The sequence below is a fragment of the Streptomyces mesophilus genome, from assembly GCF_011044995.1.
In the GTDB taxonomy this organism is placed as follows: domain Bacteria; phylum Actinomycetota; class Actinomycetes; order Streptomycetales; family Streptomycetaceae; genus Streptomyces; species Streptomyces mesophilus.
Genome location: NZ_JAAKZW010000063.1, coordinates 1 through 25423, shown reverse-complemented (window position 1 = coordinate 25423; position 25423 = coordinate 1). Strand labels below are relative to the sequence as shown.

The 25423-nt window shown below is 69.6% G+C and carries 27 protein-coding genes; 6 read left to right on the top strand and 21 right to left on the bottom strand.

The annotated features are described in order from the left end of the window. Window positions 1-3 precede the first annotated feature (3 nt). The 3 genes from G6045_RS17240 to G6045_RS17230 form a co-directional block, all read right to left on the bottom strand. The gene (locus G6045_RS17240; protein WP_165332855.1) at window positions 4-666 is read right to left on the bottom strand and encodes a deoxynucleoside kinase; all 663 of its coding nucleotides are present in this window, start codon (window positions 664-666) and stop codon (window positions 4-6) included. A gap of 115 nt (window positions 667-781) precedes the next feature. Further along, window positions 782-1183 (bottom strand): hypothetical protein, encoded by a 402-nt coding sequence (locus G6045_RS17235; protein WP_165332869.1) that lies wholly within the window; start codon window positions 1181-1183, stop codon window positions 782-784. A 198-nt stretch (window positions 1184-1381) separates the two neighbouring features. Further along, a complete protein-coding gene (locus G6045_RS17230) occupies window positions 1382-2101 on the bottom strand; it encodes an SDR family oxidoreductase (RefSeq protein WP_165332854.1) in 720 nt (239 codons plus the stop codon). A 225-nt stretch (window positions 2102-2326) separates the two neighbouring features. On the opposite strand from G6045_RS17230, the gene G6045_RS17225 reads away from it, so the two are divergent. Further along, complete coding sequence (locus G6045_RS17225) at window positions 2327-2770, top strand: SRPBCC family protein (RefSeq protein WP_165332853.1); 444 nt, start codon at window positions 2327-2329, stop codon at window positions 2768-2770. Between the two features lie 17 nt (window positions 2771-2787). Here G6045_RS17225 and mqnP read toward each other — a convergent pair whose 3' ends face one another. Genes mqnP through G6045_RS17210 form a run of 3 tightly spaced genes read right to left on the bottom strand, consistent with a single transcriptional unit; the run spans window position 2788 to window position 5614 of the window. Further along, the gene (gene mqnP / locus G6045_RS17220) at window positions 2788-3702 is read right to left on the bottom strand and encodes a menaquinone biosynthesis prenyltransferase MqnP (protein ID WP_408056339.1); all 915 of its coding nucleotides are present in this window, start codon (window positions 3700-3702) and stop codon (window positions 2788-2790) included. Continuing rightward, window positions 3699-4166, bottom strand: a complete 468-nt coding sequence (locus tag G6045_RS17215; RefSeq protein ID WP_165332852.1) for a hypothetical protein — start codon at window positions 4164-4166, stop codon at window positions 3699-3701. The genes mqnP and G6045_RS17215 overlap by 4 nt, the downstream gene beginning before the upstream one ends. After that, window positions 4163-5614 carry a menaquinone biosynthesis decarboxylase gene (locus G6045_RS17210; RefSeq protein ID WP_165332851.1) on the bottom strand — a complete coding sequence of 484 codons (1452 nt, stop codon included), beginning with the start codon at window positions 5612-5614 and terminating at the stop codon, window positions 4163-4165. Before G6045_RS17210 ends, G6045_RS17215 begins: the two co-directional genes overlap by 4 nt. 91 nt (window positions 5615-5705) lie before the next feature. On the opposite strand from G6045_RS17210, the gene G6045_RS17205 reads away from it, so the two are divergent. After that, a complete protein-coding gene (locus G6045_RS17205; RefSeq protein WP_165332850.1) occupies window positions 5706-6104 on the top strand; it encodes a PLD nuclease N-terminal domain-containing protein in 399 nt (132 codons plus the stop codon). A gap of 27 nt (window positions 6105-6131) precedes the next feature. Here G6045_RS17205 and G6045_RS17200 read toward each other — a convergent pair whose 3' ends face one another. The 11 genes from G6045_RS17200 to hemL form a co-directional block, all read right to left on the bottom strand. Continuing rightward, entirely contained in the window at window positions 6132-7094 is a 963-nt protein-coding gene (locus G6045_RS17200; protein WP_165332849.1) for an isopenicillin N synthase family dioxygenase, read from the bottom strand. Window positions 7095-7199: 105 nt separating this feature from the next. After that, window positions 7200-7715 carry an SRPBCC domain-containing protein gene (locus G6045_RS17195; RefSeq protein ID WP_165332848.1) on the bottom strand — a complete coding sequence of 172 codons (516 nt, stop codon included), beginning with the start codon at window positions 7713-7715 and terminating at the stop codon, window positions 7200-7202. Window positions 7716-7800: 85 nt separating this feature from the next. Then, a complete protein-coding gene (locus tag G6045_RS17190) occupies window positions 7801-8955 on the bottom strand; it encodes a CU044_5270 family protein (protein WP_268978409.1) in 1155 nt (384 codons plus the stop codon). Then, complete coding sequence (locus G6045_RS17185; protein ID WP_328707808.1) at window positions 8952-9557, bottom strand: RNA polymerase sigma factor; 606 nt, start codon at window positions 9555-9557, stop codon at window positions 8952-8954. The genes G6045_RS17190 and G6045_RS17185 overlap by 4 nt, the downstream gene beginning before the upstream one ends. Window positions 9558-9634: 77 nt before the next feature. Further along, window positions 9635-10714 carry a c-type cytochrome biogenesis protein CcsB gene (gene ccsB, locus G6045_RS17180; RefSeq protein WP_165332846.1) on the bottom strand — a complete coding sequence of 360 codons (1080 nt, stop codon included), beginning with the start codon at window positions 10712-10714 and terminating at the stop codon, window positions 9635-9637. Then, entirely contained in the window at window positions 10711-12423 is a 1713-nt protein-coding gene (resB, locus tag G6045_RS17175; protein WP_165332845.1) for a cytochrome c biogenesis protein ResB, read from the bottom strand. The genes ccsB and resB overlap by 4 nt, the downstream gene beginning before the upstream one ends. Before the next feature lie 2 nt (window positions 12424-12425). Beyond that, a complete protein-coding gene (locus G6045_RS17170; RefSeq protein ID WP_165332844.1) occupies window positions 12426-13199 on the bottom strand; it encodes a cytochrome c biogenesis CcdA family protein in 774 nt (257 codons plus the stop codon). Continuing rightward, window positions 13196-13795 (bottom strand): TlpA family protein disulfide reductase, encoded by a 600-nt coding sequence (locus G6045_RS17165; protein ID WP_165332843.1) that lies wholly within the window; start codon window positions 13793-13795, stop codon window positions 13196-13198. Before G6045_RS17165 ends, G6045_RS17170 begins: the two co-directional genes overlap by 4 nt. A gap of 66 nt (window positions 13796-13861) precedes the next feature. After that, window positions 13862-15064, bottom strand: coding sequence for a polysaccharide deacetylase family protein (locus G6045_RS17160; RefSeq protein ID WP_165332842.1), 1203 nt, complete (start codon window positions 15062-15064; stop codon window positions 13862-13864). 158 nt (window positions 15065-15222) lie between these two features. Next, window positions 15223-15927 carry a histidine phosphatase family protein gene (locus tag G6045_RS17155; protein WP_165332841.1) on the bottom strand — a complete coding sequence of 235 codons (705 nt, stop codon included), beginning with the start codon at window positions 15925-15927 and terminating at the stop codon, window positions 15223-15225. Continuing rightward, entirely contained in the window at window positions 15924-17240 is a 1317-nt protein-coding gene (gene hemL, locus G6045_RS17150; protein ID WP_165332840.1) for a glutamate-1-semialdehyde 2,1-aminomutase, read from the bottom strand. Before hemL ends, G6045_RS17155 begins: the two co-directional genes overlap by 4 nt. A gap of 236 nt (window positions 17241-17476) precedes the next feature. Between hemL and G6045_RS17145 the strand changes: the two genes are divergently transcribed. Together G6045_RS17145 and G6045_RS17140 are read left to right on the top strand one after the other, a co-directional pair. Next, window positions 17477-18082: a hypothetical protein gene (locus tag G6045_RS17145; RefSeq protein ID WP_165332866.1), complete on the top strand. Its 606-nt coding sequence runs from the start codon at window positions 17477-17479 to the stop codon at window positions 18080-18082. A gap of 246 nt (window positions 18083-18328) precedes the next feature. Then, window positions 18329-19219 carry a YhjD/YihY/BrkB family envelope integrity protein gene (locus G6045_RS17140; RefSeq protein WP_165332839.1) on the top strand — a complete coding sequence of 297 codons (891 nt, stop codon included), beginning with the start codon at window positions 18329-18331 and terminating at the stop codon, window positions 19217-19219. A gap of 91 nt (window positions 19220-19310) precedes the next feature. Here the strand turns inward: G6045_RS17140 and G6045_RS17135 are convergent, their stop codons facing one another. Further along, the gene (locus tag G6045_RS17135; protein WP_165332838.1) at window positions 19311-19865 is read right to left on the bottom strand and encodes a hypothetical protein; all 555 of its coding nucleotides are present in this window, start codon (window positions 19863-19865) and stop codon (window positions 19311-19313) included. A gap of 300 nt (window positions 19866-20165) precedes the next feature. On the opposite strand from G6045_RS17135, the gene G6045_RS17130 reads away from it, so the two are divergent. Then, entirely contained in the window at window positions 20166-21263 is a 1098-nt protein-coding gene (locus G6045_RS17130; RefSeq protein ID WP_165332837.1) for a magnesium and cobalt transport protein CorA, read from the top strand. An 82-nt stretch (window positions 21264-21345) separates the two neighbouring features. Here G6045_RS17130 and G6045_RS17125 read toward each other — a convergent pair whose 3' ends face one another. Next, window positions 21346-21954: a TetR/AcrR family transcriptional regulator gene (locus G6045_RS17125; protein ID WP_165332836.1), complete on the bottom strand. Its 609-nt coding sequence runs from the start codon at window positions 21952-21954 to the stop codon at window positions 21346-21348. 102 nt (window positions 21955-22056) lie between these two features. Between G6045_RS17125 and G6045_RS17120 the strand changes: the two genes are divergently transcribed. Further along, window positions 22057-23511: an FAD-dependent oxidoreductase gene (locus tag G6045_RS17120; protein WP_165332835.1), complete on the top strand. Its 1455-nt coding sequence runs from the start codon at window positions 22057-22059 to the stop codon at window positions 23509-23511. 82 nt (window positions 23512-23593) lie between these two features. Here G6045_RS17120 and G6045_RS17115 read toward each other — a convergent pair whose 3' ends face one another. Both G6045_RS17115 and G6045_RS17110 read right to left on the bottom strand, forming a co-directional pair. Further along, on the bottom strand, window positions 23594-24229 hold the full coding sequence (locus G6045_RS17115; RefSeq protein ID WP_165332834.1) for an NAD(P)H oxidoreductase: 636 nt from the start codon (window positions 24227-24229) through the stop codon (window positions 23594-23596). Then, entirely contained in the window at window positions 24226-25248 is a 1023-nt protein-coding gene (locus G6045_RS17110) for an NADP-dependent oxidoreductase (protein WP_165332833.1), read from the bottom strand. Before G6045_RS17110 ends, G6045_RS17115 begins: the two co-directional genes overlap by 4 nt. Between the last annotated feature and the right edge of the window lie 175 nt (window positions 25249-25423).

Below are 25423 nucleotides of genomic sequence, written 5' to 3'. Positions count from 1 at the left end.
GGCCTAGAGCGCGGCGCGGGCCGCCGTCAGGGCGTCCTTGACCTGCTGGACGACGCGGGCGGCGTCCTCGGGGTTGTTCACCACGTCCGTGTGGTTCATGTCGATGACGAGGACCTCGCTGGCCGAGTAGTGCTCGTGCACCCAGGCGTCGTAGCCGGACCACAGGGTCCGGTAGTACGCGACGAGGCTCTCGTCCTGCTCGAAGTCGCGTCCCCGCAGCCCGATCCGGTGCAGGACCGTCTCGAAGTCCGCCTTGAGGTAGACCATGAGGTCCGGCGCCTTGCGGTACGGCAGGCCGTCGATCTCGCGCATCATCTCGGCGAGCAGGCCCTCGTACACCTGCATCTCGAGGGAGCTGATCCGGCCCAGGTCGTGGTTGACCTTGGCGAAGTACCAGTCCTCGTAGATGGACCGGTCGAGGACGTTGTCGCCCTTCTTGTACGCCTCCTTGATGGAGGCGAACCGGGTCTGCAGGAAGTAGAGCTGGAGGAGGAAGGGGTAGCGCTTGGCCTGTATCTCCTCGGGGCTCGCCGTGTAGAAGAGCGGCAGGATCGGGTTGTCGTCCACGCTCTCGTAGAAGACCTCGCTGCCCAGATCCTTGGCGATCAGCTCGGCGACACTCGTCTTGCCGATGCCGATCATGCCTCCGACGCAGATCACCGGCATACCTCACTTCTCCCTGCGGGGTCGTCTCTTCGTACGAGCCAAGTCACGAACCAAGTCGCGAGCCACGAGACAACCCCCGGAGCCGCAGTGAAGCTTAAAGGACGAACGGGCCCGGTCAGACAGCCGCGGCAGGAGCCGGCGGCGCGGCCCGCTGCTTGTCCTTGCGCAGCGCGATCGCGGTCGCCACGGCGCCGAGTCCCTCCCACAGACCCACCCCGATGAACCCCGCGGGAGCGCGGTCGCCGAGCACGGCCAGGGTGAAGACGGTGCAGGTGAGGAGGCGGAACGGAACGGTCCAGCGGAAGAAGGCCGTCCAATTGCTCGCGGCGGCAAGGACGTAGTAGACGCCCATGTTGAGCGCGGCCATGGACGAGGCCGTCAGGAAGACCACCGTGTAGTCGCCGTCGCCGCGACCGCCGTCCGGCGCGGACGCGAAGCCCATCATCTTGATCAGGGCGTCGGGCGCGATCAGGCCCACGATGCCCATGCCGGCGGCGAGTACGCCGAATATGGACATGGTCCAGCCGGACAACGAACGCGGCAGGAGCTTGAACTGCACGGACTTCCCCCTCGTCGCGGCGCCCGGCGGATCGGCCGGCGCACGGTGAGCGTGCTGATGATCCGCTGAACATTACGACAGCGACTGACAGTTGACCGCTCCGGGGCCGTCCGCGGCTGCTCCGGAGCGGTCAACTGCGGGCGGTATCACCGGATTTCAGGCCTGCTGACGCGTCCCGGCCAGCACGATCTCGCGGATGCACACGTCCTGCGGCTGCCCGTACGCATAGAGCACGGCCTGGGCCACGGTGTCCGGGGAGAGCGCGGCGTTCTCCTTCTTCCACTCCTCGTATCCGGCCTTGATGCCGTCGTCGGTGGTGTGCGAGAGGAGCTCGGTCTCGACGGCGCCGGGGCCGATGACGGTCACGCGGACACCGTGCGGCGCGACTTCCTCGCGGAGGTTCTCCGACATCGCGTGCACGGCGAACTTGGTGCCCACGTACGCGGTGTGGTTCGGGAAGGTCTTGCGGCCGGCCACCGAGCCGATGTTCACGAGGGTGCCGCGCTCACGCTCGATCATGCCGGGCAGCACCGCACGCACCGCTCCGAGCAGTCCCTTCACGTTCACGTCGAGCATGCGGTCCCATTCGCCGGCGTCCTGGTCGGCGATCCGGCCGAGCAGCATCACGCCCGCGTTGTTGATCAGCGCGTCCACGGGCCCGTACGCCGCTTCGGCCTCCGCCACGGCGTCGGCGACGGCGGCGCGGTCGGTGATGTCCACCTTGCGGCACATGGCGTCCGGGAGCCCGAGCGCTTCGAGGCGGTCCACGCGCCGGGCGAGCAGCAGCAGCGGGTGGCCCTGCGCGGAAAGCAGCCGGGCGGTGGCGGCGCCGATGCCCGAGCTGGCACCGGTGACGACGACGAGGGGCTTGGGCATGCGGGGCGCCTTTCGGACGGTCCGGAGGGTGCGGACGGTGGACCTCGGGTCTCTCCATCGCACCACCGACCGCGCGTCCCCGCAGGCCGGGGGCCCGCCCCGGATGAGCCGGCGCCGGCTCGCCTCTGTTCCCGCGCCGGCTCGCCGCTGTTCCCGCGGTGATCGCATCTGTTCCCGCAGTGATCGCATCTGTTCCCGCAGTGATCGCCGGGGCATGATGGCGCCGTGCCCACCGAGGAGTTCAGCCACGACGTCACCGTTCCCGCGCCGGCGGCGCGGATCTTCGCGCACCTCGCGGACCCGGAGAGCTATATCGGTCTCTCTCCGCTGCTGGTCGCGGTACGCGATGTCGTCACCGCCGAGGACGAGGTCCGGTACGTGGCGGTGGAGCGCTTCCGCGTCCTCGGCCCACTGCGCTGGGACAACCCGATCCGCGTGACGATGACGTTCCCCGAGCCCGGGCGGCGGATCGTGAGCGACGTCCGCAGCCCCGGCCGCGTCCGGCTGACGGCCACGGTGGAGCTCGCCCCGGACGGGGCGGGCACCCGCGTGAGCGAGACCGTCAGCGTCACGTATCCGAAGCTGCTGCGGCGCCTGGTGATCGGCCAGGCGACCAACGTGCAACGACACCGCCTCGCCGAGCTCGCTCGACGTATGACGGTGTCGTAAGCACTGCGCGCAAGCGGCTAAACCGTCAGCCCCCGCACCAGCAGATCCAGCAGCGCGCACACGAACAGCGCGATCCCGATGAACCCGTTCACCGTGAAGAACGCGCGGTTCAGGCGGGACAGGTCCTTCGGCGTGACGATCGCATGCTCGTACGCGAAGGCCGCCGCCACGATCATCAGGCCGAGCCAGAAGAAGAACCCGGCGTCGGTGGCGTACGCGTACCAGGCGAGGAGCGCCGTCGTGACGACATGCGCACCCCGCGCCCCGTACAGCGCCGCCGCGATACCGAAGCGGGCCGGCACCGACTTCACGCCTTCGGCGCGGTCCGCCGCCACGTCCTGGCAGGCGAAGATCAGGTCGAAGCCGCCGATCCAGATGCCGACCGCGAGCCCGAGGATGACCGCGTCCCAGGACCACTCACCCGTGATCGCGAGCCACGCGCCGATCGGCCCTATGGCCTGCGCGATGCCGAGGATCGCGTGCGGGAAGTTCGTGAAGCGCTTGCCGTACGGGTAGACCACCATCGGCACGACGGCGAGCGGCGCGAGCGCCAGGCACAGCGGGTTGAGCAGCGCCGCGGAGCCCAGAAAGATCACGACCGCGACGATCGCGCCGGTCCACGCGGACTTCACCGACACCGCACCGGTCACGAGCTCGCGCCCGGCCGTACGCGGATTGCGGGCGTCGATCTCGCGGTCGATGATCCGGTTCGCGGCCATCGCGAAGGTGCGCAGCCCCACCATGCAGATGGTGACCAGGAGCAGCCGCCCCCAGTGGATGTTCTTGTCGAGCTGGAACATCGCGGTCAGCGCGGCGATGTACGCGAACGGCAGCGCGAACACCGAGTGCTCGATCATGACGAGCCGCAGAAACGCCTTCAGCCTGCTGCTTGACGGGGGCTGGCCCACGACCTCGTCGGCGGTGGTCATCATGCGAGGCTCTCCAGAAACGCGTCGAGGTCTGCCAGGAGCCCGGCAGCGGGCAGCGGGCCGGTCACGACGGTGAGCGGGCCCGCCTCGTCGCCGGGCGGAGTGAGGTGCGCGGTCAGGGACCAGGCGCCTTCGCCTTGAGCGGTCCCTTCGAGACGCAGTGCGGCGCCGCCGTCGACGGTGAACTTCTCGCTCCCCGCGACCAGTTCGGCCCGTAGCGTCCGGGCGAAGAACGCGGGCTCCGCGTCGGGCACGCCGGGCAGCTCGAAGCCGTCGCCCTCGCCGTCCCGCTCCCACAGCACGGTCCAGATCCCGGACGCGTCGGCCAGCTCCTCGGGCGTGACGCCCGCCTGCGCGGCGGCCTGCCACACCTCCGGATCGGCCGGATCGATCTCGGGCCGCACCAGGGCCACGTAATCGCTCTCGCCGAGGAAGAGGGACGGTCCGCCCATCACGACGGGGCTCACAGGCCGTACTCCTTCCAGCGGCGGTCGACGAGCGTCGCCGTCGAGGGGTCGGACTCGACCATGTTCGGCCAGCCGCCGTCCCTCGTATACCCCTCTTCGGGCAGCTTCTTCGTGGCGTCGATGCCCGCCTTGCCGCCCCAGAACTGCTGGTACGAGGCATGGTCGAGGTGATCGACCGGCCCTTCGACGACCGTCAGGTCCCTTGCGTAATCCGTGTTGCCGAGCGCCCGCCAGGAGACCTCGTGGAGATCGTGCACGTCGCAGTCGGCGTCGACCACGACGATCAGCTTGGTCAGCGACATCATGTGCGCACCCCAGATGGCGTGCATCACCTTCTGTGCGTGCTTGGGGTACTTCTTCTCGATCGAGACGATCGCGCAGTTGTGGAAGCCGCCCGACTCGGGCAGGTGGTAGTCCACGATGTCCGGCACGATGATCTTCAGCAGCGGCAGGAAGAAGCGCTCGGTCGCGCGGCCCAGCGGGCCGTCCTCCGTCGGCGGCCGGCCGACCACGATCGACTGGAGCAGCGGACGCTTCCGCATCGTCACGCAGTCGATCTTCAGCGCGGGGAACGGCTCCTGCGGCGTGTAGAACCCGGTGTGGTCGCCGAAGGGCCCCTCGGGCAGCATCTCGCCGGGCTCGAGCCAGCCCTCGATGACGACCTCGGCGTTGGCCGGCACCTGGAGCGGCACGGTCTTGCAGTCGACCATCTCGACGCGCTTGCCCTGGATGAACCCGGCGAGCAGGTACTCGTCCATGTCCCCGGGCAGCGGCGCGGTCGACGCGTACGTCACCGCGGGCGGGCAGCCGAAGGCGATCGCGACCGGCAGCTTCTCGCCGCGCTTGGCCGCCACCTGGTAGTGGTTGCGGCTGTCCTTGTGGATCTGCCAGTGCATCCCGATGGTGCGCTTGTCGTGGCGCTGCAGCCGGTAGAGGCCGAGATTGCGTACGCCCGTCTCGGGGTGCTTGGTGTGCGTCAGCCCGAGGTTGAAGAAGGACCCGCCGTCCTCCGGCCAGGTGAACAGCGCCGGCAGCTGCCCCAGATCCACGTCGTCGCCGGTCAGGACGACCTCCTGGACCGGAGCGTCCTTGACCTTCTTCGGCGGTACGTGGGTCATCGCGCCGAGCTTGCCGAAGGCCTCGCGGATGCCGATGAAGCCCTGCGGCAGCTCGGGCTTGAGCAGCCCGCCAATCTTGTCGCTGATCTCCGCGTACGACTTGAGGCCCAGCGCCTTGAGCAGGCGCCGGTCCGTCCCGTACACGTTCATGGCGAGCGGCATCGACGAGCCGCGCACGTTCTCGAAGAGGAGCGCCGGGCCGCCCGCCTTGTTGACCCGGTCGACGATCTCGCCGACCTCCAGATACGGGTCGACTTCGGCCTTGATGCGCTTCAGGTCGCCCTCACGCTCCAGGGCCCGGAGCAGGGAGCGAAGATCGTCATAAGCCATACGTCCCAGTATCCGGCACCCGCTACCCTGGCCCCGTCACCGGGGGCGGCTGGGCCCGCCCCGCCATCGCTTCAGGGGGAATGCGCACACCATGCTCCGGATCCTGATGATCCTGATCCCGCTCGCACTGACGATCTTCGCGTTCATCGACTGTCTGAACACCCCCGAGGACGAGGCCAAGCATCTGCCGAAGATCGCCTGGGTCTTCATCATCCTTCTCTTCTGGGTCGTCGGCCCGATCGTCTGGCTCGCGGCCGGCAAGCAGCGCACCCCGCCGCAGGGCGGCCGCACCCCCTCGGAGTGGCACCGCAACCACCGCACGACGTGGGTGGCGCCGGACGACAATCCCGAGTTCCTGAAGTCCATCAAGGACGAGAACAAAAAGGACGAGTCCGTCCTCAAGGACTGGGAGGCGGACCTCCGCCGCCGCGAGGAGGAACTGAAGAACCGCGAGGGCGGCGACGAGCCCAAGGACGAGCCCGGCAAGTAGCCGCGCCACCGTCCCGTCGTCCGGGGGTCAGCCCACGCCGATCGCGTCCAGCTTCGCCCGCAGATACGTATGCGAGTCCACGGGCTCGTACGGGACACGGCCGGTGGGCGCGGGCAGCGACTCGACGCGGGTGCCGGGGTCGCACTCGTAGAAGTAGACGAGCGACATCAGCTCCTCGCTCGGTGCGGCGGCGGGCGGCGGCAGCACGCGATGGCGTCCGGAGCGCCAGCGGTCACCGGTCCAACGCGCCATCAGATCCCCGATGTTGACGGTCAGCGCGGCCGGATCGTACGGCGCGTCCTGCCAGCCGCCGTCGTCCGTGAACACCTGAAGCCCGCCCTTGCCGTCCTGCCGGTCGAGCACGGTGACCGTGCCGAAGTCGGTGTGCGGACCGATCCGGAACTGGCCGTCCTGCGGCTCGCCCACGACCTCCCGCGCCGGATACCAGTTGATGTTGAAGCCCCAGGTGGGGTGCCCGGTGTGCCGCGTGAAGAAGTCGTCCGGCTCGCCGAGCGCCGCCCCGAGCAGCTCCAGGAGCTGGTCGGAGAGGGTGCGCATCTGCCGCAGATACGACTCCACCAGGCTTTGCAGATACGGGACTTCGGCGGGCCAGGTGTTGGGCTTGAACCACTCGGCGTCGACCGCCTTGTCACCCGTCGGCTCCTCGGCCGCGAAGGACAGCGACTCCTTGAGGTCGGGCGGGGTCTCGGTGCCTTCCGCATAGCCGTTGGCCTCGGCGCCCGGGCCCAGCCAGCCGCGCTCCCCCACCTTCACCGCGTACGCGGCCTTCGCCTCGTCGGGCAGCCGGAAGAACGCACGGGCCGCCTCCCTGATCCGCGTGCGCGCCTGCGGATCGATGCCGTGCCCGGTCACCAGAAGGAACCCGGCGCTCTGCAGCGCACGGTCGACGGTGGCGGCGAGGTCGGCGCGTACGGCGGGGTCGCCCGCGAGCCAGGGCCGCAGATCGAGGGTGGGGATACGTGGGGTCACGGGACCAGGCTGCCCACTCCCGGGCTCCGGTCACCCCGTCCCGTACGGAAGGACTCACCCCATCCCGTACGGACGGAAGGACTCACCCATCCCGTACGGAAGGACTCAGCCCTTCGCATACGACTCCCTGAGCTCGCGCCACCGGTCCAGGCTCCACGTCGACCAGTCCTTCGGTCGGCCGTCCAGTGCGTCGAGGAGGAACTCGAAGTGGTTGTGCCAGCCCGCCAGGCAGTCCAGGCGCAGGGAGTCGTCGCCCTCGAACTCGTTGGTGAAGCGGAGGGTGGTCGTCGGGGCGTCCGGGGTGCCGTGTTCCAGGTGGAAGCGGCAGCGGCCGTGCAGATCGATCGTGTACTCGACGATGCGTTCCACGTCCCAGGCGGTGACGTGCCCTGAGTGCACGCCGTCCTCCTCGTTGTTCAGCCACCGCAGCGTGACCGCGCCGCCGAGCCTCGGTTCGAGGACATCGGCGGCGGCGAGCCAGCCGGGCAGTTCGTCGGGCCTGACCAGAGCGGTCCAGACGCGCTCCACGGAGTGCGGAAGCCGCAGCACGAAGTGCAGCGTCTGCGTGGTGCCGTCGGTGGTGCCGGTGCCATGCCCGATTGCTCCGCTGTTCTCGGTCATGACACCAGCCTGCCGCTGTTTCCGGGGCCACGCACGGGCTGTGCACGGCCTGTGCGTGGCCTGGGTGCCCTCAGTGCAGTCGCGACTAGTCGCGCGCGGCCTGCTCCTTCGCGGCCTGTGCGGAGTCCTCCTTGGTCACCTGCTCCTTCGGGTCCTCCTCCGGCTTGACCTTCACCGCTTCCTTGCCCGTACGCGGCTCCGCCTTCGGCGCCGTGTCCACGACCTTCCGGTCGAGGACCGCGGTGTTGGCGATCACGGTGCCCTTCGGCGTGCCCGCGCACTGCTTCTCGGTGCCGTCCGGCAGCGTGACGCTGCCACCGTCGCCGTCCTTGGTCAGCACCCCGCGCTCCCCCAGATACGCGTAGGACTTCTTGTCGAAGATCAGCTCCTCGCGCGTCCCCGACTCCTCGTCGACCCGGCCGACCGCGATGCCGTCGCGCCCGATGGCGTCCTTCGCCTGCGGGACGAGCTCGACCCCGGGGATCTTCGCGGCGGCCCGGTAGAGCGCCGCCGCCACCTTCGGCGGGACAAGCGACTCGCGCACCAGGTCACCGACGAGGGCGAAGGTGTTCTGGTCCACGCTCTTGCCGCCCGGCTTCAAGCTGTTGCCGCCCTCGCTCGCCTTGTGCAGCCAGTCGAGCATCTTGGCGGGGTCGGTCGGCAGGGATTCGAGATGCCGGTAGTACGTGTTGGAGGCGATGCCCGGCAGGGGCTTCTCCATGGCCTCGACCGGTGCGCCCGCGTCCGTACGGAACACTCCGGCGCGGTCACCGGCCACCGGCACCCATGCCTCGCGCTCCTTGACCGGCCCGAGCTTCATCGGCTCGCACATCTCGCTCTCGCCCCAGGCGGCCTTCGTCTTGATGTACGCGTACTGCTCGTCGCGGATCTCGCCGATGTCCTCCTTGGACGCCACGGTCGCCACCCGGTCGAGCAGCTGGGCGGCGGTCTTCGGGGCCGGACCGCCCACCGCGACGCCCGTGCCCGTGCCCCCGGTGTCCGAAGCGCCGGGCGTCCCGGCAGTGCCGCCGTCCCCGCCCGCGAGCGCGACGCCGCCGACGACCGCGAGGGCGAGCGCACCGGCAAGGGCGGGACCCGCGAAGGCGGGGCGCAGCCAGGTGCGGCGCGGTGCGCGGCGGGCCGCCCGGGCCGTGTCGTCCTGCTGGATCTCGTTCATGAGGTGCTCCTTGAGGAGGTCTCGGCGGCCCGCAGGAAGATCCCTCTCCGGGAAGTCGTTCATCGGTTCCCCTCCTGTATGGCCTCGACCGCGGAGATGCGGCCTCCTCTTACCTGTCCGTAGCTCTGTGGCGGTTCCAACGCTTTCGCGAGTTTTGTACGGGCCCGGGAGAGCCGGGAGCGCACGGTGCCCACGGGTATGCCGAGCGCCTCGGCGGCCGACGCGTAGTCAAGACCGCCCCAGACGCACAGCGCGAGCACCTCGCGCTCGGGGCGGCGCAGACGGGCCACCGCGGCCCGTATCGCCTGGAGGTACGCCAAGTCGTCGATCCGGCCCGCCAGTTCATCGGCGAAGTCGGCCACCGGCTCGGGCGCGGGCAGCCGCCCCACGGCGGCCTCGTGGCGGCGTGTGGCCCGCCTCGTGTTGCGGGCGACGTTCGTCGCGATGCCGAGCAGCCAGGGCCGCAGCGAACCGCCCTCCTCGTCCACCCCCTCGCGCAGCCGCCAGGCCTCCAGGAAGGTCAGCGAGACGATGTCGTCCGCGGTCGACCAGTCGCCGGTCAGCCGGTAGCCGTGGTTGTAGACGGCACGGGCGTACGCATCGAAGAGCCGCCCGAAGGCGGCGGCGTCCCCCGCTCTGATGGAAGCGCGCAGATTCGTGTCCACACCCTTCCCCCTGTCCGCAGCACGACGGCCGGTTCCCGCAACCCTCGCGGAAACCGGCCGTGGAAGAGAAGTGTGGATCAGACCCCGGCGTACGAGTGCTTGCCGGAGATGAAGATGTTGACGCCGTAGTAGTTCCAGAGGAAGCAGCCGAAGGCGAAGAGGGCCAGGTAGGCGGCCTTGCGGCCCTTCCAGCCCGCCGTCGCGCGCGCGTGCAGGTAGCAGGCGTACGCGACCCAGGTCACGAACGACCAGACCTCCTTGGGGTCCCAGCCCCAGTAGCGGCCCCAGGCGTCGCCCGCCCAGATCGCGCCCGCGATGATCGTGAACGTCCACAGCGGGAAGATCGCGGCATTGATGCGGTACGAGAACTTGTCGAGCGAGGCCGCGGACGGCAGCCGCTCGAGGACGGAGCTCGCGAAGGTGCCGGGCTTTCCGCCGGCCGCCAGCTTGCTCTCGTAGGAGTCGCGGAAGAGGTAGAGCGCCGTGCCGACGGCGCCGAGGTAGAAGACGGCGCCGCAGAAGATCGCGGTGGAGACGTGGATCCACAGCCAGTAGGAGTCGAGCGCCGGGACCAGCTGGTCGCTCGCCGTGTAGAGCCACTTGGTCGCGATGCCCAGGTCGAGCAGGACGGTCGTGACGAGGATCAGGCCCATCCAGCGGACGTTCTTGCCGAGCGCCAGGAACACCAGGTACGCGGTGACGGCCACCGCGGAGAAGGTGATCGAGAACTCGTACATGTTGCCCCACGGCGCCCGCATCACGGACAGGGCGCGGGTGACCACGCCGCCGATCTGGATGAGGGCGGCGAGCACGGTGAGCGAGACCGCGATGCGGCCGTACATGTCGCCCTGCTCCGTACCGCCGTGCGCACCCGGACCGTCGGGCACGTCGCGGCTGCCGGCGGCCGAGCGCGTGACGACCTTCGGGCGCTCCAGGACCGTCGTGCCGCCGGCCTCGCGGACCTGCACCTTCGGCGCCTCGGCGGCGGCCTTGGGCGCGGTGAGGGCCGCGGCCGTACGGCCGACCTTGCTGCGGCTGCCGAAGACCCACTCGGCGATATGGGCGAGGAAGGCCAGGGTGTAGACGGCCATCGACGAATAGATCAGCGTGTTGCTGATGCTCGCCAGGTTCTCGTTGGTGGCGGCGGCGAGATTCACTTCTCAGCCCCTTCGGCAGGAACAGCTTCGGATTCGGTGGGGTCTTCGGGCGCTTCGGGTTCAGGCGCTGCGGGCGCCTGGGCGTGCAGTACGGCGGCCAGGTCGCCGAGTTCCTCGGGTACCTTCGCGGACTCGCTGCGGCCGAGGCCCGCCATCTCGACGACGGTGACGCCGTCCTCACCGCGCACGGCGCGGACCCAGACGCGGCGGCGCTGGATGAACAGCGAGCCGACGAGGCCGAGGACCGCGGCGATCGCTCCGGCGAGCGCGTAGATGTTGCCCGGCTGCTGCTTGATCTGGAAGGAGGCCCATTCCCTGAGCTCCTTCTCGTACGTGATGGAGCCCTGGCCGCCGGACAGCTGCATGGTCTCGCCGGGCAGCAGCCGCTGCTTGAGCAGCTTGCCGTCCTTGCCCTTGAACTCCTTCATCTTGGTCGTGTCCAGCTGGTACACGTTCTGCGGGAGACCGGAGTCGATCCCGAGCGAACCGTGGTACGCGGACAGCGCCAGGACGGGGAAGTCGGGGGCGGGGAACTGCGAGAGCATGTCGCCCTTGCCGTGGCCCGCGAACGTCGGGACGAAGAACGCGTTGAAGCCCAACTGCTCCTTCTCGCCGGCCTTGTTGCGGTAGCCGTCGGGGATCTTGATGGCGCCGGTGGACGTGATGTTGGCGTCGATCGGGAGCAGCGGCACCGCGCCGCTGAAGACGACCTTGCCGCGGGCGTCCTTGACGGTGACGACGGGCGCGTAGCCGTGGGCGATCAGGTAGACCGTGGAGTCGCCGACCTCAAGCGGCGAGTTGACCTCGATCGCCTTCTTCTTCGCGGGCCCGTCGACGCCCTCGGAGTAGGTGACGTGGGCCTTGAAGGTACGGGCGGTGCCCGTGCCCGGGCCGCTGCGCTCGTAGTCGTCCTCGAACTCGTCGAGCTGGAAGCTGAACCGCTCCAGGTTGTTGTTGTCGAAGAGCGGGCCCGACTGGAAGTCGTCGTACTGCGGAAGGACGTTGGCGAAGCCGCCGTCGCCCTCGACGACCAGCTTGCCGCCCTCGGACTTGAACAGGACGCCGACGGCGAAGGCCACCAGCATCACGATCAGCGCGATGTGGAAGAGCAGATTGCCGGCCTCGCGCGCGTAGCCCTTCTCGGCGGCGACCGCGTCGCCCTCGATGTGCGAGCGGAAGCGCCGGCTCTTGAGCAGCCCCAGCGCCGCTTCCCGTACGTCCTCGGGATCCGCTTCGGTACGCCAGGTCGTGTACGCGGGAAGGCGGTTCAGGCGCTTGGGGGCGCCCGGCGGGCGGCCGCGGAGCTGGCCGACGAACTGCCAGGTGCGCGGGACGATGCAGCCGATCAGCGAGATGAAGAGCAGGATGTAGATCGCCGAGAACCACACCGAGCTGTAGACGTCGAAGAGCTGCAGCTTCTCGTAGATCGGCGTGAGCGTCTCGTGCGCCATCTTGAACTGCTCGACCTTGAGCTCGTCCACGCTGTTCTGCGGGACCAGGGAGCCGGGGATCGCGCCGAGCGAGAGCAGGAAGAGCAGGATCAGCGCGACCCGCATCGAGGTGAGCTGCCGCCAGAACCAGCGGACCCAGCCGATCACCCCGAGCGAGGGCAGGTTCGCCGGCTCCTCCTTGGGGGCGGTGGACAGCTGCGAGCCCGCGGCTCCGAGGTCTTCGGAAGCCGTGTCGGGGCTGGTGTCCGTCTTGCTCATTGTCAGATCCCCACGGTGAAGCCGGAAGTCCAGACCTGCATCTCCTGCACGATGCGGTCCCAGGCGCCGGTGACGAGCAGCAGGCCGGTGACGATCAGCATGGCGCCGCCGATCCGCATCACCCACACATAGTGCTGCTTGACCCAGGCGAAGGCGCCGAGTGCCCGGCGGAAGGCGATGGCGGCCAGTATGAAGGGCGCCCCGAGGCCCAGGCAGTACGCGACGGTGAGCAGGGCGCCGCGGCCGGCGCTGGCCTCGTTCGAGGAGAGTGCCATCACGGAGGCGAGCGTCGGGCCGATGCACGGAGTCCAGCCGATACCGAACAGGACGCCCAGCATGGGAGCACCGATCAGGCCGGTGGCGGGCTTCTTGTGGAAGCGGAACTCTCGCTGGGTCAGGAAGGGCATGGCGCCCATGAAGAACAGGCCCAGCAGGATGGTCAGTCCGCCGAGGACCCTGGAAATGACCTCTCGATGCTCCAGCAGGTTCCTGCCGAACTCACCGAAGAGCGCGCCGAACGACACGAAGACCGCGGTGAACCCGAGCACGAACAGCGAGGCACCGCCCGCCATCCGCCCCCGCTTGGCCTCTTCCAGATCGGCGCCGGTGACCCCGGTCACGTAGGAGAGATAGCCGGGCACGAGCGGCAGCACGCACGGCGAGAAGAACGAGACGAGGCCGGCGAGCAGCGCGATCGGGATCGCGAGAAGGAGCGCTCCCCCGAGCACGGTGGTGTTCGGGTCGGTGGCCGCGGCGAGGGCGTGCACAGGGGTCACTTCTCCGCGATCAACGGGTCGATCATCTCGTGCAGATCCTGGTCGTTGACCGCCTGCAGAGTGCGCGCGGCGATCTTTCCCTCACGGTCGATGACGATCGTGGTGGGGATGGCCTGCGGGCTGAGGCTGCCCTTGGGGAAGCGCAGGATGAGCTTGCCCGCCGGGTCGTACAGGCTCGGGTAGTCGATCTCGTGGTCTTCCTCGAAGGCGAGAGCCGAGCTCTTCTGCGGGTCGCGGGTGTTGATCCCCACGAACTCCACACCCTTCGACTTGGTCTCCTCGGAGACCTGCTTGAGGTACTTGGCCTCGGCCCGGCAGGGCGAGCACCATGAACCCCAGGTGTTGATGACGACGATCTTGCCCTTGTAGTCGGCGAGGCTCAAGGTCTTGCCGTCGAGCGTCTCGCCCTCGATGTCGGGAGCCTTGACACGCTCGCCCTTGGCGGCGACGGAGACCCCGCTCTTGCCGGTCACGAAGTTGGTGTCCCCGCCACCGCCCTGCGTACCGCCGTCGCCGCATGCGCTCAGTGCGAGCGCGGCCAGCGCGGTCCCCGCAGCGAAAAGGGCACGTCGGGAGGCAGGACGTCCATGACTCATGTGAAAAGTTTCGCATGACCGTTTCAGTGGTTTCGGCCGCCCCCCGAAAGCCGCGGAACACCCAGTTCAGGCCAGTGCCTGACCCACGTCCAGCCCTTGCAGCCGCGCCAGCACCTCCGGCTTCTGGACATCGAGCCAGTCCACGAACTGCCGGAAGGAGACCAGCCTTACGTCCTTTTTGTCGGCAATCTTCTTCAAGGCTTCCTCGACGGCATCCATATAGATCCCGCCGTTCCACTGCTCGAAGTGATTGCCGACGAAGAAGGGCGCCCGATTTGTCTCGTACGCACGGTTGAACCCGGCGAGATACGCCCCGGTCGCCTGCTCGCGCCAGCGCGGATAGTTCGCGGGCGGCGCCTTGGTCGAGTTCTGCGACTGGTTGGCCAGGATGTTGTAGTCCATCGAGAGCACCTCGAAGGAGTGCCCGGGGAACGGCATCGCCTGCAGCGGCAGATCCCACACCCCCTGCTTCTTCACCGGCCAGCGCTGCCGCCCGCCGGGCGAGGAGGCGTCGTAGCGCCAGCCGAGCTCGCGCGCGACGGGAAGCAGCCGGTCCTGGCCGAGCAGGCACGGGGTGCGTCCGCCGACCAGTTCCTTGTCGTAGTCGAAGGGCAGGGGCGGCAGATCGGTCCAGCCGGTGTTCGTACGCCATTGCTGCACAAAGGACTTGGCCTGGCGGATCTCGTCCCGCCAGTGCGCGGAGCTCCAGTTGGCGACCGAACCGGAGCCCGCGCAGAAGTGGCCGTTGAAGTGCGTGCCGATCTCATGGCCGTCGAGCCAGGCCTGACGCACGTATTTCAGCGTGCGCTTGATGTTCTCGTCCTTGAGATAGCCGATGTCGGAAGCGCCGACGGGATTGTTCGGCGGACGGTAGAGGCGCTTCTTGGACTCCGGCAGGAGATAGAGGCCGGAGAGGAAGAAGGTCATCTTCGCGTCGTGTTCCCGGGCCAGCTTCAGGAAGCGCGGAAAGAGACCGTTGCCGATTTCGCCCGCACCGTCCCAGGAGAAGATGACGAACTGCGGTGGTATCTCGCCGGGTTCGAGCGGTACCGGCGCCGGGGGCTGGTGCGGCTGCTTGCCGGTGTAGGCGGTGGAACCGTCCCCGAGGGGCTTGCCCTCGGGGGACTGGGAACGCGCCTTGCCTGCGGGCTGGTGCTCATTGGCCTCGCCATGCGGCCCACCCTCCGGCCCGCTGCACCCGGACAGTCCCGCGGCCGCCGCGGCCCCAAGTCCCAGACCGATCAGTCCCCTTCGAGTTATTTGTTGCATCAAGTCCCCTGCCTCCGTGTTGCTCCCCGTTTACGGTGCACGTCCCCTTAGAGGACGGAGGGAACACGGAGGTTCCTGCGGCTTGCCAAAACTTTGCGATCCGTACGAGGAAAGGGCCGGCCACCATGACGGTGACCGGCCCTTTCCTCTCGTACGGTTTACGCGCCGAACGCCTTGTCCTTGCCCTTCACCGGCTTGGCGCCCGCCCGCAGATGCGCGGGGACCAGATCGATGGCGGGCTCGCTGTAGCCGACCGACACGATCTTGTCGCCGCGGTACGTGAACGTGGTCAGCGACGCGAGCGTGCACTGGCGCTTGCGCGGGTCGTGCCACAGACGGCGCTTCTCGACGAAGCTGCGCACGATCCAGATCGGCAACTGGTGGGAGACGCACACCGCTTCATGCCCGCGCGCCGCGTCCTTGGCCGCGTCGAGCGCGCCCATCATGCGCACGACCTGCTCGACATACGGCTCGCCCCAGGACGGCTTGAAGGGGTTGACCAGGTGCTTCCAGTTCTCCGGACGCTTGAGCGCGCCGTCGCCGACGCCGAAGGTCTTGCCCTGGAAGACGTTGTCCGCCTCGACGAGGCGCTCGTCGGACGCGAGATCGAGCCCGTGCGCCTTGGCGATGGGCGTCGCGGTCTCCTGCGCACGCTCCAGCGGCGAGGCGACCACGTGCGTGATGTCGCGCGTGGAGAGGTGCTCGGCGACCCGGTCGGCCATCCGCCGGCCGAGCTCGGAGAGGTGGTAGCCGGACAGGCGGCCGTAGAGCACACCGTCCGGGTTCTCCACCTCGCCGTGGCGCATCAGGTGGACGACGGTGATCTCGTCGTTGTCTTGAAAGGAGCCGTGCAGTGAGCTCATGCCGTGGCCTCCGCAGCGGCGCGGGCGGCGGCGGGCAGGGCGTCCGCGATGCGCTGGACGGCCCGCTCGTCATGCGCCGTGGACACGAACCAGGACTCGAACGCGGACGGCGGCAGGTAGACACCGTCGGACAGCATCGAGTGGAAGAACGCGGTGAACCGGAAGGACTCCTGCGTCTTGGCGTCCTCGTAATTACGCACGTCCTGGTCGGTGAAGAACACCGAGAACATGTTGGACGCGGTCTGCAGCCGGTGCGCCACACCTTCCTTGGTGAGCGCCGCCGTCACCAGGGACTGGATCTCGCCGGACACAGCATTCACCTTGGCATACGCGGCGTCGTCGAGCAGCCTCAGCTGCGCGAGACCGGCGGCGGTCGCGACCGGGTTACCGGACAGGGTGCCCGCCTGGTAGACCGGTCCTGCCGGCGCGAGGTGCGCCATGACGTCCTCGCGGCCGCCGAACGCCGCGGCCGGGAAGCCGCCGCCCATGACCTTGCCGAAGGTCATCAGGTCGGGCGCGACACCGTCGACACCGAACCAGCCGGCCTTGCTCGTACGGAAGCCCGTCATGACCTCGTCGGAGATGTACAGCGCACCGTTCTCGGCGCACAGGTCCTTCAGGCCCTGGTTGAAGCCGGGGGCCGGCGGGACGACGCCCATGTTGCCGGGCGAGGCCTCGGTGATCACACAGGCGATCTCACCGGGGTGCGCGGCGAAGGCGGCACGGACGGCTTCGAGATCGTTGTACGGGAGCACGACCGTCTCTCCGGCCTGCGCGCCCGTGACCCCGGGGGTGTCCGGGAGACCGAAGGTCGCGACACCGGAGCCCGCCGCGGCGAGCAGCGCGTCCACGTGCCCGTGGTAGCAGCCGGCGAACTTGATGACCTTCGCGCGCCCGGTGAAACCGCGGGCGAGCCGGATCGCGGACATCGTGGCCTCCGTACCGGAGGACACGAGCCGCACCTGCTCGACCGGGGCGATCCGGGCCACGATCTCCTCGGCGAGCGCGACCTCGCCCTCACCGGGCGTACCGAAGGAGGTGCCGCGCCCGACGGCCTCCTGTACGGCGGCGATCACCTCGGGGCGCGCGTGGCCGAGGATCATCGGTCCCCACGAGCACACGAGGTCGACATACTCGCGACCGTCGGCATCGGTGAGGTACGGACCCTGACCGGACACCATGAAACGGGGCGTACCACCCACGGCGCGGAAGGCGCGCACCGGAGAGTTCACGCCGCCGGGTGTCACGAGGGCCGCACGGTCGAAAAGCGTCTGCGAAACTGGGGCGTCATAGGGAAAGCTCACACGAGCCATGGTGTCAGAGGCTCCGGACTTCCCGCGGACCGGTGATTCCCGTATCCGGCGGACGGTGATCGACAGCAGTCCCCGGACTGGCTGGGGGTCCGGGGGCGTCCCCCGGGAGAATGGAGCCCTCGTACGTTTCACCGGCGGGCCGTGGGGGAGGTCACTGTCACGATGATCGGGTTGCGCGGCGGGGGCGCTGCCGTCTACAAAGCGAGTCGGGCCACAAAGCAGTCTGGGTGAAAGATATGCATCGCGGTGGAGGGCTGGGCGAGGGGACCGGTGACCAGGGTGCCCTCGGACCGCGACGTGCCCGTCGGGGCAAGCACAGGCGCGAGGCGCATGAGAACGATGCACAGTCGGCCATCCCCCATGCAGGCGAGAATGCTGAGCACCCGGGAATCAGGAGTGGCCGAGTGGGGGTGACCTACAAGTACTTCGGCGCCCCCGACGGGGCGACGGCGGCCCGTGTCCCGGTCACGATGCGCCCGGAGGAGCTCGGCGGCGATGAGCTCGGCATGGGCGGCATGTTCACCAAGATCAAGCCCGAGACGATGGCCGCGATGGTCCTCACCGGCATCGAGGGCATACCGCTGCACAAGGTCCCGCCGCTGGAACTGGTCGTCCTGCACCCCGACTATGCGGTGGTCAAGCTTCCGATGACCGTCGTCGACCCCCTTCGGGGCATCGGCGAGGAGGCCGTGGGCGCGGCCGCCTTCATCTGGTCGACGGTGCCGGACCGCGGGGGGCCGCGGGACGCGTTCAACGTCTACCAACTGCTGCACGAATGGCAGGACTTCAGCCACCGGCTGCATGAGGCGGGGCATCAGCCTTATTGCCTGGTCTGGCCGTGAGCTCACGCGGGTGAGCCGACGCCATCTCCTGGTCTGGCCGTGAGTTCCCCAGGGTGAGCTGACGCTCTTGCCTGGTCTGGCCGTGAGGTCCCCAGGGTGAGCTGACGCTTCCGTGGTCCGGGGGCGGTGCGAGCGCGCCGCGGCGCGCGCCCGATCGGATCAGCTGAGCTCGCCCTCATGCAGGCCGGCGCCTTGAATGGCCTTCGACGGCGCGGCGCACCGGCCGGCGCACCAGCGGGAGGCGGCATGTCCTGGTCGGCGCGGTTCGAGCGCCTGCGGACCCGCACCGAAACGCGCTTCCCCGTCGTGGCCGAGCTCACCGGCCGGCTGCTGTCCGCGAACCTCCTCGACGCGGCCACCCGGCTCGCCGCCCAGGCCTTCCTGGCCTCGATCCCGCTGCTGTTCGCCGTCGCCGCCTTCACCCCGAGCGCCGTCCGCGACCAGCTCCGGGAGTCCCTGCGCGGCATCTTCGGCCTCACCGGCCAAGCCGATCTGGAGCTCCAGCAGGTACTCGGCAACACCTCCGGCGATCTGCGGGAGACCAGCGGGGTCATCGGCCTCGCACTGGCGCTCGTCTCCGCGACCAGCTTCAGCCGTGCCATGGCCCGGGTCTGCGAACGCGCCTGGCAGCTCCCCAAAGCCTCGACCAGGATCGCCGCCTGGCGCTGGCTGGTGTGGCTGCTCGCGCTCGTCCTGTTCGTGCTGCTGCAGGCGCCGGTACGGGACGGCTTCGGCGCCGGGATGTGGCTGGGCGCCCCGCTGCTCTTCCTGCTGAGCACAGGGGTGTGGCTCTGGACCCAGCATCTGCTCCTGGCCGGCCGTGTGGCCTGGCTGCCGCTGCTGCCGGGCGCGCTCCTGGCGGCGGCCGCCACCAACACCCTCGCGCTGAGCGCCCGGCTCTACATGCCCGCCGCGCTCAATCGCGCGCTCGGCGAGTACGGCTCCCTCGGGCTTGTCCTGACGCTGCTGTCCTGGCTGATCCTGGTCTGCGCCGCGATCACCTTCGCGGTGACCATCGGTGCCGTAGCGGCGCAGGAGCCACCGCTGAACCGGCTCCTGGACAGAGGGCGGGGCACGCACCTCAAGGTCCCGGACGACAGCGCGATCCCGGACGACAGCGCGCGCGACGGCGCATGAGCCTGCGGGGAGGCGGGCTCACGCGCCGTGCGGGCGGGAAGGGGTACGTGACCGGCGGTCAGGCTTACGTGGCTGTAACCGGCAGCCAGCCTTACGTGGCCGGCGGGTCGAACCGCAGCCGCGGCTCGGGCGGGGTGTAGCGGATCTCGGGCTTGGCCGGGGCCAGCACCTTGCGGGCGCGGGCGCGCACCGTGTGCGGGGTGGCCGCCAGCTGACGGCAGGCCTCGCACCAGGTGTCGGAGTGCCGGGCCGCACGCGTGGCCGCGGCGATCTCGTCGAAGAACAGCGGGTCGCTCTGGTGTGTCAGGCACTCGACCTCGTAGCGGTCGCCGTGCGCCGACGTGGCCTCGGCCCTGGCGGGCCTTCCCTGCGCGGTCGCGAGCGTGTCCCGCAGCACCACCCGGGCGCCGGTGTCGCGCCGGGTGAACACACGCCCCTCGGCGTCGAGTTCGGCCAGTGCCCGCTCCGCGGTCGCGGCGGCCTGCCGGTGTGCGGCCACGCTCTCCGGGGCCGGGCCGATCGCCTGGGCCGCGCGGGTCCGGGCTCTGTCGAGGGCGAGTTCCACCCGCCGGGCGCGCACTCTCGCGGTGGCCTGCAGCCTCTTGCGACGGGAGTACTTATGGTCGTCCGGTATGCCGCTGCTCATTTCGCTTGCTCTCCTTCGGCTCCCCGAGCCTGCCGGAACCGGAGTGCTCCGTACGGCCGTGGGCCGGCGGTCGTGCAGCCGTAGTACGGCCGGAGTTCTCCGGGAGTCGACTGTAAGCAGGTTGCCGTAGGCCCGCATGCGCAATCCGATTCGTACCGTAATCACCGCAGGTCAAGGCCCTCATGGCGAGGGCATGGACTGGTGACGTACGGGCAGGAGCGTGGCAGGCTGCACCGAAGCCGGGGCGTCCGGCGCACACAACGATGACCGCGATGACAGCGGTCCGAGGGGGCTCCACGCATGCCGATGATCCGCAGGCTGCGCCGCATCGTGCGCCGCGTGCAGCGCAAGGCCGTGGACCTCAGCCATCCGTCGCGCTCCCCGCTGGGCAGCGCGGTGGTCAACTGCGTGGTCTACCGGGGCGGCAAGCGGCAGTCGGGTTCCTGGGCGGGCCTGAGCGGACCGGAGGCGCTGCGGCGCGTACGCGAGGAGGGCGACGGCTTCGTATGGATCGGGCTGCATGAGCCCGACGAGCAGGAGATAGCCGCGCTCGCCGAGCCGTTCGCACTGCATCCGCTGGCCGTCGAGGATGCGGTGCAGGCGCATCAGCGGCCCAAGGTGGCGCCGTACGACGACACGCTCTTCGCCGTGTTCAAGTCGGTCTGCTATGTCGAGCACGATGAACTCACCGCCACCAGCGAGGTCGTGGACACCGGCGAGATCATGGTCTTCACCGGCCGGGACTTCGTGATCACGGTCCGCCATGGCCGGCACGGCTCGCTCGGGCCGGTGCGCGAGGCCCTCGAAGCCGACCCCGAGCAGCTGGCCAAGGGGCCTTCGGCGGTGCTGCACGCGATAGCGGACTTCGTGGTCGACGAGTATCTGAGCGTCGCCGACGCCGTGCAGCACGATGTCGAGGCCGTCGAGACCCAGGTCTTCTCGCCGGACGCGGGCCGGGTGGACCCGGGCCGTATCTACCAGCTCAAGCGTGAACTCCTGGAGCTGAAGCGGGCGGTGGCCCCGCTCGCCCGCCCTCTCGCGGTCCTGGCGGAGCGGCGCAACGCGCTGATCGATCCCGGTGTCCAGGCGTACTTCCGCGATGTCGGCGACCATCTGACCACCACCGTCGAGCAGATCGCGTCCTTCGACTCCCTGCTCGACTCGATCCTTCAGGCCCATCTGGCACAGGTGACGGTCGCGCAGAACGAGGACATGCGGAAGATCACCGCATGGGCGGCGGTGATCGCCGTGCCGACGATGGTGTGCGGCGTATACGGGATGAACTTCGAGCACATGCCCGAACTCGGCTGGCGCTACGGCTACTTGCTGATGGTGTCGGTGACGGCGGTGGCCTGTTTTCTGGTGCACCGGGGGTTCCGGCGCAGGGGTTGGCTTTAGGCGTACGGCTCCGACGCAGAGGGGCTTTAGGCGTACGGCTCCGACGCAGGGGCGGCTGTAGGCGTACGGTTCCGGCGCAGGCCTACGGCTCCGGCGCGGTCAAGTACCGCTGGACCGTGGGCGCCAGCCAGTCGACGACCTCCTCCTTCGGCATGGCGACGGCCACGGGGAAGCGCAGCACGAAGCGGGCGAGCGCCATGCCGAGGACCTGGGAGGCGACGAGCGCGGCGCGGCGCGGGGCGTCGGCCGGATCGGGGCAGACCTGGGCGGCGATCGGGCCGATCTGCTCCTTGAGGATCTGCCGCATCCGCTCGGCGCCCGCAGAGTTCGTGGCGCCCACGCGCAGCAGCGCGGTGAGCACCTCGTCCTGCTCCCACCGGTCGAGGAAGTGGGAGACGAGCGTGCGGCCGACATGGTCGGCGGGCTGCATGCGCAGGTCCATGGGCGCCGGCAGGTTCAGGTCGATTTCCGCCGCGGCCGCGAACAGTCCTTCCTTGTTGCCGTAATAGCGCATCACCATCGACGGGTCGATGCCCGCCTCCTTGGCGATCGAACGGATGGTGGCGCGCTCGTACCCGTCGGCCGCGAAGCGCTCACGCGCCGCGGCGAGGATCGCGGCGCGGGTGGCGTCGGATCGGCGGGGCTTGGTTTCGGGGGTGGCGGGCTCGCTGCGAGTCTCGGAATCCTGCATGCCAACAAGCGTAGGCCAACATGTGTTGACAGTCCACCGCGAGGCGTTCTACTGTTGCCAACAAGCGTTGACCAACAAACGTTGGCATCCGAGGAGGCCGCAATGAACGGCACGACCGGCACGAACGAGACCCGCAGCACCGAGCAGCACGGCACCACCCCCGCAGACGTCGTGATCGTCGGCGCGGGCCCCACCGGCCTGCTCCTGGCCGGCGACCTCGCGGCGGCCGGGATACGGGTGACGGTCCTGGAGAAGCGCCCCGCCAAGATCAGCAATCTGACCCGCGCCTTCGGTGTGCACGCCCGCACGCTGGAGGTCCTGGACGCCCGCGGTCTGGCGGACGAGCTGATCCCCACCGGGCGGAAGCTCACCGAGCTGCGCCTCTTCCGCTCGCTTTCCCTCGATCTCGCCGGTATTCCGTCCCGTTTCCCCTACCTCCTGAGCACCCCGCAGTACGAGGTGGAGAAGCTGCTGCTCCGCAGGGCGACCGAGCACGGGGTGCGGTTCGTGCACGATGCCGAGGTCACCGGGCTGCGGCAGGACGCCGACGGTGTGACGGTCGACGTCCGGAACAAGGACGGGGAGAGCTCCGCCTACCGGGCGGCCTATGCCGTGGGCGCGGACGGTGTGCGCAGCGCGGTCCGCAAGGCGGTCGGGCAGCCCTTCCCCGGCAAGTCCGTGATCAGCTCGATCGTCCTTGCCGATGTGCTCCTGAAGAGCGAGCCCGACCTGACCGTGGCGGTCAGGGGCGACGAAGGAGCCTTCGGCTTCATGATCCCGTTCGGTGACGGGTACTGGCGGGTCGGCGGCTGGAACCGCGAGCGCGCCGAGATCCCGGACGACGCCCCCACCTCGCTCGACGAGCTGCGCGACATCATCCGCCGCGCCTTCGGCTCGGACTTCGGGATGCACGACGAGCGCTGGATCTCCCGCTTCCACAGCGACGAGCGGCAGGTCCCGCAGTACCGCACGGGCCGGATCTTCCTCGCCGGCGACGCCGCGCACACCCACTCCCCCGCGGGCGGCCAGGGCATGAACACCGGTCTGCAGGACGCCAACAACCTGGGCTGGAAACTGGCCGCGGTCCTCAACGGGCGGGCGCCGGACAGCCTGTTGGACTCCTACCAGGACGAGCGCCACCCGGTGGGCTCCGCAGTGCTGCGCAGCAGCGGCACGATCGTGCGCCTCGCGATGGCCCACAACCCGGCCCAGCTGGGGGTGCGTTGGCTGGCTTCCAAGGTGGTCAACAACGCGGCGCCGCTGCAGCGCAAGGCGCTCGGTCAGATCACCGGTATCGGTTACGCCTATCGGGCGCCGCGCGGGTCCCACGCGCTCGTCGGCCGGCGCGCGCAGGACGGACAGCTGGCGGGCGGCAGCAGGCTGTACGAGGCCCTGCGCGGCGGACAGTTCGTGTTCGTCGCACCGAAGGAGACGCCCCTGCCGGCCGAGCTCCAGTCGCTGGCCGGGGAGGAGTGCATACGGGTGCAGTGGGCGGATGAGCGGGAGCTGATGATGCTGGTCCGGCCGGATGGGTACGTGCGGTGGGCTCGGGGCTGACCCGGGGCCGACCGGGGACCTGACCGGGCGGACGGGATGACCTCCCGCCCGCCCGGTGCGCCGCTTCGGGTGCCGGCGGCGGTCAGGCGAGGAACTCCTCCAGAGCCCCGGCCGCCGATTTGACCGCGGACTCGTCGGCGTTGAGCGAGTCGTAAACGAAATGGACCGCCGCGTCCGTGATCCCGCAGTACTCGGAGATTCCCGTCCGCAGCACATGGGTGACCGTCCGGTCCCAGCCGAGCGAGGTGAAGTCGGCCTCGGGGTAACTGACCGCCGTCAGCCAGAACATCCGCTTTCCGGCCAGGCGCGGCCGGCTGCGGCCGTAGGCGAAACCGTGATTCCACACCCGGTCGATCCAGCCCTTGAGGATCGCCGGCGGACCGAACCACCACAGGGGGAAGACCATGACCATCACCTCGGCCGCTTCGACGCGCCGCATATGGGCGTGCACCTCCGCGGAGTACGGCTTGTCCCGGTCCGCCCAGTCGGGTTCGTCCTCGGGACCCAGGCGGGGGTCAAAGCCCTCGCGGTACAGATCGAGCACGTCGACCGTGAACCCTGAGCGCTCGAGCCGGACTTGAGCCTGCCGCGCCAGCTCCCCGGTGAGCGAGTCGGTGCGGGGGTGGGCCACCACGAGGAGGGCGGTGCGGCTCTCACGGGTGGGAGTGCTGGCGGGCGAGGTTCCGGCAGCGGGCGAGGGGGTGGTCGCGGGGCTCATCGGGCTGCCTCCAGACGGACCAGCATCTTGCCGGTGTTGGCGCCGCTGAGCACGCCGAGGAAGGCCCCGGGGGCCTGCTCGATGCCGTCCACGACGGTCTGTTCGGTGCGCAGTGAGCCGTCGGCGATCCAGCCCGCGGCCTTGCCGGTCCACTCGGGGAAGAGGTCGAAGTGACTGCTGACGAGCATGCCTCGCAAAGTGGCCTCCTTGGCCGCGGCGCGGAAGAGGTTGTCGGGTCCGGGCGTGGGGGCCGTGGCGTTGTAGCCGCTGATCGCACCGACCAGGGCGATCCTGCCGCCGGTGCGCAGGGCACCGATGGCGGCCCGCAGATGGTCGCCGCCGACCGCGTCGAGATAGACGTCGATCCCGTCCGGTGCGGCCTGGGCGAGCTGCTCGTCGAGCGCGCCCTGGCGGTAGTCGAGCGCGGCGTCGTAGCCGAAGGTGTCGAGCAGCTTCTTCGTCTTGGCGGGACCACCGGCGGAGCCGATCACCTGGGAGGCTCCGAGCTTGCGGGCGAGCTGCCCGGCCACGCTGCCGACGGCGCCGGCCGCGGCGGAGACGAAGACGACATCGCCCTCTTGCACGGGGGCGGTTCGTGTCAGGGCCGCATAGGCGGTCAGACCCGTCGTGCCCAGCGGGCCCAGCCAGGCCTCGGGCGGGGCGAGTGCGGGGTCGACGACAGTGGCGGCGGCCGCGTCGAGCACCGCGTACTCGCGCCAGCCCAGGAAGTGGCTGACGGTCGCGCCGACCGGCACGGACTCGGCGCGCGAGGCGACGACCTCACCGAGCGCGCTGCCTTCGAGGGCGGCTCCGAGTGCGAAGGGAGGGATGTAGGAGGGGACATCGTCCATACGCCCTCGCATGTACGGGTCGACGGACATCCAGCTGTTGCGCACCACGATCTGCCCGGCACCGGGCTCGGGCACGTCCACGGTCGCCAACTCGAAGTTCTCGGCGCCTGGTTGACCCGACGGACGGGTGGCGAGGCGAATCTCACGGGAGCGCAGAAGGGAGGACATGGCTTCTCATCTCGGTCCAAGGTAGCCCGCAGCCTCTCGGCAGTACGCGCACTTGCGGCTCCCCGCCGGACGGACGGAAAGGTGACCGCTCTCGATCACAGAACCCACGGTGCGCCGGGCCGCGCACGAACGGCTGATGGTTTGCGCATGGGGTGGCGTCAGGCGGGAGCGGGGG

Bases quoted from the DNA above. Each gene is read 5' to 3' on its own strand.
- G6045_RS17240 (WP_165332855.1), bottom strand. From the start codon at position 666: ATGCCGGTGATCTGCGTCGGAGGCATGATCGGCATCGGCAAGACGAGT.
- G6045_RS17235 (WP_165332869.1), bottom strand. From the start codon at position 1,183: ATGTCCATATTCGGCGTACTCGCCGCCGGCATGGGCATCGTGGGCCTG.
- G6045_RS17230 (WP_165332854.1), bottom strand. From the start codon at position 2,101: ATGCCCAAGCCCCTCGTCGTCGTCACCGGTGCCAGCTCGGGCATCGGC.
- mqnP (WP_408056339.1), bottom strand. From the start codon at position 3,702: ATGATGACCACCGCCGACGAGGTCGTGGGCCAGCCCCCGTCAAGCAGC.
- G6045_RS17210 (WP_165332851.1), bottom strand. From the start codon at position 5,614: ATGGCTTATGACGATCTTCGCTCCCTGCTCCGGGCCCTGGAGCGTGAG.
- G6045_RS17205 (WP_165332850.1), top strand. From the start codon at position 5,706: ATGCTCCGGATCCTGATGATCCTGATCCCGCTCGCACTGACGATCTTC.
- G6045_RS17195 (WP_165332848.1), bottom strand. From the start codon at position 7,715: ATGACCGAGAACAGCGGAGCAATCGGGCATGGCACCGGCACCACCGAC.
- G6045_RS17190 (WP_268978409.1), bottom strand. From the start codon at position 8,955: ATGAACGACTTCCCGGAGAGGGATCTTCCTGCGGGCCGCCGAGACCTC.
- resB (WP_165332845.1), bottom strand. From the start codon at position 12,423: ATGAGCAAGACGGACACCAGCCCCGACACGGCTTCCGAAGACCTCGGA.
- G6045_RS17165 (WP_165332843.1), bottom strand. From the start codon at position 13,795: ATGAGTCATGGACGTCCTGCCTCCCGACGTGCCCTTTTCGCTGCGGGG.
- G6045_RS17160 (WP_165332842.1), bottom strand. From the start codon at position 15,064: ATGCAACAAATAACTCGAAGGGGACTGATCGGTCTGGGACTTGGGGCC.
- G6045_RS17155 (WP_165332841.1), bottom strand. From the start codon at position 15,927: ATGAGCTCACTGCACGGCTCCTTTCAAGACAACGACGAGATCACCGTC.
- hemL (WP_165332840.1), bottom strand. From the start codon at position 17,240: ATGGCTCGTGTGAGCTTTCCCTATGACGCCCCAGTTTCGCAGACGCTT.
- G6045_RS17145 (WP_165332866.1), top strand. From the start codon at position 17,477: ATGCATCGCGGTGGAGGGCTGGGCGAGGGGACCGGTGACCAGGGTGCC.
- G6045_RS17140 (WP_165332839.1), top strand. From the start codon at position 18,329: ATGTCCTGGTCGGCGCGGTTCGAGCGCCTGCGGACCCGCACCGAAACG.
- G6045_RS17135 (WP_165332838.1), bottom strand. From the start codon at position 19,865: ATGAGCAGCGGCATACCGGACGACCATAAGTACTCCCGTCGCAAGAGG.
- G6045_RS17130 (WP_165332837.1), top strand. From the start codon at position 20,166: ATGCCGATGATCCGCAGGCTGCGCCGCATCGTGCGCCGCGTGCAGCGC.
- G6045_RS17125 (WP_165332836.1), bottom strand. From the start codon at position 21,954: ATGCAGGATTCCGAGACTCGCAGCGAGCCCGCCACCCCCGAAACCAAG.
- G6045_RS17120 (WP_165332835.1), top strand. From the start codon at position 22,057: ATGAACGGCACGACCGGCACGAACGAGACCCGCAGCACCGAGCAGCAC.
- G6045_RS17115 (WP_165332834.1), bottom strand. From the start codon at position 24,229: ATGAGCCCCGCGACCACCCCCTCGCCCGCTGCCGGAACCTCGCCCGCC.
- G6045_RS17110 (WP_165332833.1), bottom strand. From the start codon at position 25,248: ATGTCCTCCCTTCTGCGCTCCCGTGAGATTCGCCTCGCCACCCGTCCG.